Raw genomic sequence first — 6,393 nt, forward strand, 5'->3', positions numbered from 1 at the left:
CGTGCGCCGACCGGGATTACATCGATGATCGTGACCGGGGATGCGGAAAACCTTCAGGATTTGCGCAAACGCGTTGATGAGGTTTCCGACAAGCTCGGTGAACGCATGAAGATGCTGGTCGGTAAACCGGGTCTGGATGGTCATTCCAACGGGGCCGAACAGATTGCGGTCAAGGCGGGCGAAGCCGGGATCGAGGTGCTGTATGAAGGCATTCGATGGACGCCAGAGGAACTGGTGCGTAATGCCATCGAAGACGGCGCGCATGTGATCGGTCTTTCGATCCTGTCCGGTTCGCATGTGCCGCTGGTGCGTGAAGTGGTCAACGGGCTGCGTGCCCAAGGGGCTGGTCATATCCCGGTCGTTGTCGGTGGGATTATCCCGGAATCTGATATGCTGGTGCTGCGTCAGATGGGCGTTTCGGCGGTCTATACCCCCAAGGATTATCAGTTGGCCAAGGTTATTTCCGAGATTGTTGATCTTGTGGATCGCAAGTCATCTGACAAAACAGCCGTTTCATCAAATGGTGCCGGCGACGCACATGGTGATGCAGCGCTTTACTAACGTCCATTTAGGATCGCCCATCTAATAAAAAAACCGGTCGGACCCAACAACGGGTGCGACCGGTTTGTTTTGGGATGTGCCCGGATCAGGACTTGGCTGAGACAGCTTCCTGTTCGGTGCCATGGCGCTCGTTGACCCAGCTTTCGAAGGTCGAGGCGGGCAATGGTTTGGAGAACAGGAAGCCCTGGATAAAGTCGCAGCCCTTTTCCTGCAGATAGACAAGCTGTTCGACTTCTTCCACGCCCTCGGCAACGACTTCGAGGTTGAGGCTGTGGCCAAGGCCGATGACCGCATCGACAATCGCCTTGTCATCGACATCGACATGAATGTCGTTCACGAATGAACGGTCGATCTTGATCGAGGTCACCGGGAAACGTTTGAGATAGTTCAGCGACGAATAGCCGGTGCCGAAATCATCAATCGCGATCAGAACACCAAGTTCCTTGAGTTCCTTGAGCGTCGAGACCGCCTTTTCCGGGTTGTTCATCAGAATGGATTCGGTGATTTCAAGTTCCAGCGTACCATGCGGCAGGGCGGTTTCCTTGACGATCTTGGTCACACTATCAACCAGTTCGGCATCCTGGAACTGCGCCGGGGACAGGTTGACGGCAATCCGAAGATCGGAAAGTGATGAGTCGCGCCAGATGCGTGTCTGACGGCAGGCCTTTTCAAGAACCCACGCGCCTAGACGGTTGATCAGGCCGCATTCCTCGGCAACGGAAATGAATTCGCCGGGCAGGATCAGGCCGCGTTCCGGGTGATGCCAGCGTACAAGCGCCTCGGCGCCGACGACGCGTTCGGTGCGGCAATCGATTTTCGGCTGATAGTAAAGTTCGAGCTGATCGTGTTCGAGCGCGTTGCGCAGATCTTCCTCGATGGTTTTGCGTTCCTTGACCCGTTCGTGCATCGACGGCAGGAAGAAGCGGTAATTGTTGCGCCCTTCGGCCTTGGCGGCATACATCGCCATGTCGGCGTTTTTCACCAGCTGTTCGGGGTTTTCACCGTCTTCCGGGAACAGGGTAATGCCGACACTGGCCGTCGAATGCAGGCGGATGCCGCGGCAATCAAACGGCTGGCACAGTTCGTCGATGATGCGTTGGGCAAGGGCAATAGTGTCTTCGATGTTCTGGACATCGGTCTGGATGATGGCGAATTCATCGCCACCAAGGCGGGCGGCGGTATCCGAATCCCGGATGATGCGCGACAGACGCTGACCCATTTCCTGGATCATCAGATCGCCGACATCGTGGCCGAAGTGGTCGTTGATGTCCTTGAACCGGTCAAGGTCAACAAACAGAACCGTCACGCCGCGCTGGAAACGACGGGCCGACAGCAGCGCCTGACGCAGACGGTCAAGGAACAGGGTGCGGTTCGGCAGGCTGGTCAGAACGTCATGGACCGCAAGGTGTCGCATGCGCGCTTCGGTCTGTTTACGTTCAGTAATATCGGTGTAGGTCGCAACATAACCGCCGCCCGGCATCGGGTTGTGATCAACCTGAATGACGCGGCCATTCGGGCGGGTCCGTTCCATGCGATAGGGTTCACGGCGACGGGCAATCGCAACACGGTCGGAAATCAGCGCCTGAATACTGACATCGCCATATTCACCGCGTTCGCCGTTATAGCGCAGGATATCGGAAAGCGGGGTGCCTTCCTTGACCAGATCACGCGGCAGGTTCAGCAATTCGATATAGCGTTCGTTCCAGACCATCAGGTTCAGGTCCTGATCGAACAGACAGATGCCCTGACCGATATTGTGAAGGGTGGCTTCCAGAAGGGCCTGTTTCCGCTGGGCTTCTTCCTGTGCCTGGCCTTGGAGTGCGACCATTTCATTATATTCGCGGATCAGAAGCCCGAGTTCGTCCGAGCTGTTCCATTCCACCGGACGGCGCAGTCGGCCGTGCTTGGTCATTCGGATGGAATGCAGCAGTCGGTTGAGCGGTTCCTTGATCGAGCGTTTGTTGGCGATCAGAAGGCTTGCGGCCACGACCGAGATCAAAAGCCCGAACAGGATCATGTCGATCGCAATACGGCGGAACAGCAAATCCTGAACGCGTGCGTCGGTGAAGTAAATCACCAGTTCGCCAACGTCATGGCGGACGTTGTTGCGTTCGAAATAGACACGGCGCGAAAGGCGAAGCGTGTCGGTCAATTCGGATTGCGATACGCCGGTATGGGCAAATTCGGTGCCATCGGCGCCCAGTGCCTGCACAGCAACGATGTCGCGATCGCGCGCCATGGCGTTGAGGGCAGATTCAATATTGTCGACGTCGAGATACCAGAAAGGTGTCGCCAGAACGCGGGCGTTAATGTCGGCGGTTTGTTCAACTTTGCCATTCAGGTCGTCGCGCAGCACCTTGTAGCTGACATAGCCAAAGACGATGAAAAGCGCGAGCGAGAACAGCGAAACAAGCGGCAATGCGATAAACAGCAGCCGACTGCTCAAGGACTTTCGTTGTAAAAACCCGTACGATCCGCGTGACAAGCGTTCTCTCCCTGACACCCACTTTAGGCTAGTCGAATATAATGTACTCGACCTTTGTATGGGTGCCAACACCCCCTTGAATTAGTCTCAAGTCAAACCGCAACTTGATGAAAACGCAAGTTTGATTTCGTTAAACATTCAATTATCTGACACAAGCCAGCAAAGCTATTTATCTTGTAGCGAAGTCCCTCAGCTTCAAGCAATTTTCCCGATAACCGCGAAAAATTCCTTATCGCGGCACGGCTTGTCGGGCCAATTCGTCGCATCTTTCGTTTTCCGGGTGACCGGCATGACCCTTGACCCAGTGCCACTCGACCTTATGCGGTTCAAGGGCTTGCAGCAAACGTTGCCATAATTCCACATTCTTGACTGGCTTTTTATCGGCGGTTTTCCAGCCACGTTTCTGCCAGCCGAAAATCCATTTGGTAATGCCGTCGCGGACATAGCTGCTGTCGGTGTAGATATCGATGACGCAGGGACGTTTCAGGGCTTCCAGCGCGCTGATGGCTGCCATCATTTCCATACGATTGTTGGTGGTTTCCGGATCGCCGCCCGACATTTCCTTTTCGACACCCTTGAAGCGCAAAATAGCGCCCCAACCACCGGGGCCGGGATTGCCGCTGCACGCGCCATCTGTGTAAATCTCGACGCGGTTATCGTCACCGTTACTTGAAGTCATATTGTCGTGTTCCCCGCCTTTGTGCCTAATCCAGGCCATAGGCTGTTGCGTTTTCCACACGTTGGTGGAACCGCAATTTGTTGATGTATTCGCGCGGGTTCTTCGGGGTGACCAGCGCATCCTTGGGGGTGTTCACCCAGTCATACAGCCGTGTCAGAAGGAACCGAAGACTTGCGCCGCGCGCCAGAATGGGCAGGGCGGCCTTTTCGACGTCCGAAAGCGGACGGACCTTGCTGTAATGCGACAGAAGGTTTTTGGCCTTGGTCACATTGAAACTGTTATCGGGTTCAAAGCACCAGGCATTCATGCAGATGGCAACGTCGTAGCAAAACAGATCATTACACGCGAAATAGAAGTCAATCAGCCCGGAAACGGCTTCCTTGTTTGGAAAGAAGAAGACGTTATCGGGGAACAGGTCCGCATGAATGACCCCTTTTGGAAGGGCGTGCGGCCAGTTTTCCTCAAGAAATGCGAGCTCTTCGCCAATCATCTTGCCAAGGCCGGGTTCGACATCGTCGGCATGTTCCGCGCAACTGTCGAAAAGCGAACGCCATCCCTTGATGCTCAGCGCATTGGGCAGGTGCATTTCGAAGTCCTGACCGGCTGAATGCAACTCGGCCAGTGCGGCGCCAACCCCGGCACAGTGATGAGGTTGAATGCGTCTGGGCGACATGCCCTGCAGGAAGGACGTGATGGCGGCCGGGCGACCACAAAGGCGTCGCAGGGCAACACCGTCATTGCCGTGGATCGGCGTCGGGCAATTCAGGCCCTTGGCTGACAAGTGATCCATCAGGCCAAGATAGAAGGGCAGATCATCGGGATTTACCCGCTTCTCATACAGGGTGAGGATATAAGGCGCCTTGCTCGTCTGAAGCAGGAAGTTGGTGTTTTCGACGCCTTCTGCGATCCCCTTGAACGACACCACGTCACCGATATCGTATTCGGCCACAAAGCGGGAAATATCTTCGTCTGAAACGTCGGTATAGACGGCCATGAGTTCTATCGTCGTCCTGAGCTGAAAATAAGCATGTCCGCAGACCTAGCTGGCAAGCTGACGCGGGAGTTTGAAGGTGACATTTTCGTTGGTCAGCGTGATTGTCTCGACCGTCACGTCAAAGCGTTCCCGACAGGCATCAATGACTTCCTCGACCAGGATTTCAGGTGCGGATGCACCGGCAGTGATGCCAAGGCTTGAAATACCGTCAAGCTTGGACCAGTCGATATCCTTTGCCCGTTCGACCAGAACCGACCGTGTGCAGCCTTCGCGTTTGGCGACTTCGACCAAGCGGTTGGAGTTCGAAGAGTTCGGCGCGCCAAGGACCAGAATGGCATCGGCCTTTTCGGCGATCAGTTTGACCGCATGCTGGCGGTTGGTCGTGGCGTAGCAGATGTCTTCCTTTTTCGGCACCGCGATTGACGGGAAACGCCGTTGCAGGATTTCAATGATCTTGGCGGTGTCATCAAGTGACAGGGTTGTCTGGGTCACGAAAGCCAGATTTTCCGGATCGCTGATTTCGATGGTTTCGGCGTCTTCCTCGGTCTCGACAAGGGTCATGCTACCGGGGGGCAACTGGCCCATCGTGCCAATGACTTCGGGATGACCGGCATGACCAATCAGAAGAATATGTTTGCCATCAGCGTGATGACGTTCCGCCCCGCGATGGACTTTGGAGACCAGCGGACAGGTCGCATCAAGATATTCAAGTTTGCGGGTTTCTGCCGCCTCGGGCACGGATTTCGGCACGCCATGGGCCGAAAAGATCACCGGCACGCCATCGGGAACGGCATCAAGTTCGTCAACGAAAACGGCACCCATGTCGCGCAGGCGATTGACGACGAATTTGTTATGCACGATTTCGTGGCGGACATAGACCGGTGCGCCATATTTTTCGAGTGCCTTTTCGACGATCTCGATGGCGCGATCAACCCCCGCGCAGAAACCGCGCGGATTGGCAAGAACGATCCGAAGGCTGGCTTTGTCAGACATGATACAGGTCCGGCTTTCCCAATTGCGTGCGGGCGTTGCCGACGCATTTTTCAAACATTCACGTTACATAACCCGCTTGATCATGCGGTGCAATGACTCTGGGGTAAATGGTCGGTGCGGGTTGGCCGAATTTTTGACGTTTTACACCGCCCAAGGCCTTTCAAGCGGGTTGTGCCGACATCCGCGACAGAATAGACTGCGCGCGGGCCGGTCGTCGCGATGCGGCCCGAAAACATTTGGTTTGATAGAGGCTTGGATGACAATCGGTAACGGACTTCGGCGCGTTTATGCATTGGGTATGGTCTCGCTTGGTGGATTGCTAAGCGCATGCGGCGGTGGCAACCCGTTCGAAGAACAGCCGGTCCCGGTTTGTCCGGCGGCCTATCTGCCAAAGGATACGGCAAAGCTTGTCCAGTTCAGTGGTGCTGGCCGTGACCTGACCGATGTGATCGTCGAAGCCGAATTCACAGGCTACGTTGGTGACTGCGGCTATGACCTTGATGACAAGGAACTTGATGTCATCATCAGTCCGATCATTACCGCCGAGCTTGGACCGGCAGCCCAAAACCGCAACGTTCAATTCAAATATTTCGTCGCCCTGCGTGACCCGAACGGCACCTTCATTCAGAAGTCGGTGTTTGACGTTAATATGGCGTTTGCCGACAATCTGAACATGGCACG

6 protein-coding genes are annotated in these 6,393 nt (G+C 55.4%); 2 read left to right on the forward strand and 4 right to left on the reverse strand.

Annotation, left to right across the window (positions count from 1 at the left end; translation table 11 throughout):
• Positions 1-561 (forward strand): cobalamin B12-binding domain-containing protein (locus B3Z49_RS11155; protein ID WP_296990849.1); only part of this gene is annotated, 561 nt, incomplete at its 5' end.
• An 85-nt stretch (positions 562-646) separates the two neighbouring features.
• Here B3Z49_RS11155 and B3Z49_RS11160 read toward each other — a convergent pair.
• The 4 genes from B3Z49_RS11160 to ispH all read right to left on the reverse strand — a co-directional run bounded on the left by B3Z49_RS11160 (position 647) and on the right by ispH (position 5,712).
• Positions 647-3,007, reverse strand: coding sequence for a putative bifunctional diguanylate cyclase/phosphodiesterase (locus tag B3Z49_RS11160; protein WP_296990851.1), 2,361 nt, complete (start codon positions 3,005-3,007; stop codon positions 647-649).
• Positions 3,008-3,275: 268 nt separating this feature from the next.
• Positions 3,276-3,725 carry a ribonuclease HI gene (gene rnhA, locus B3Z49_RS11165; protein ID WP_008889182.1) on the reverse strand — a complete coding sequence of 150 codons (450 nt, stop codon included), beginning with the start codon at positions 3,723-3,725 and terminating at the stop codon, positions 3,276-3,278.
• 25 nt (positions 3,726-3,750) lie between these two features.
• The gene (locus B3Z49_RS11170; RefSeq protein WP_296990853.1) at positions 3,751-4,719 is read right to left on the reverse strand and encodes a homoserine kinase; all 969 of its coding nucleotides are present in this window, start codon (positions 4,717-4,719) and stop codon (positions 3,751-3,753) included.
• Between the two features lie 45 nt (positions 4,720-4,764).
• The gene (gene ispH, locus B3Z49_RS11175; RefSeq protein ID WP_008889184.1) at positions 4,765-5,712 is read right to left on the reverse strand and encodes a 4-hydroxy-3-methylbut-2-enyl diphosphate reductase; all 948 of its coding nucleotides are present in this window, start codon (positions 5,710-5,712) and stop codon (positions 4,765-4,767) included.
• 256 nt (positions 5,713-5,968) lie between these two features.
• Here ispH and B3Z49_RS11180 point away from each other — a divergent pair.
• Positions 5,969-6,393, forward strand: a 425-nt coding sequence (locus tag B3Z49_RS11180; protein WP_296990855.1) for a hypothetical protein, incomplete at its 3' end; no start/stop codon positions are given.

The sequence above is a fragment of the Thalassospira sp. UBA1131 genome (genome assembly GCF_002311515.1).
Classification (GTDB): Bacteria; Pseudomonadota; Alphaproteobacteria; order Rhodospirillales; family Thalassospiraceae; genus Thalassospira.

Coding starts and splice junctions, on each gene's coding strand:
- rnhA (WP_008889182.1), bottom strand. CDS start 3,725: ATGACTTCAAGTAACGGTGACGATAACCGCGTCGAGATTTACACAGAT.
- B3Z49_RS11170 (WP_296990853.1), bottom strand. CDS start 4,719: ATGGCCGTCTATACCGACGTTTCAGACGAAGATATTTCCCGCTTTGTG.
- ispH (WP_008889184.1), bottom strand. CDS start 5,712: ATGTCTGACAAAGCCAGCCTTCGGATCGTTCTTGCCAATCCGCGCGGT.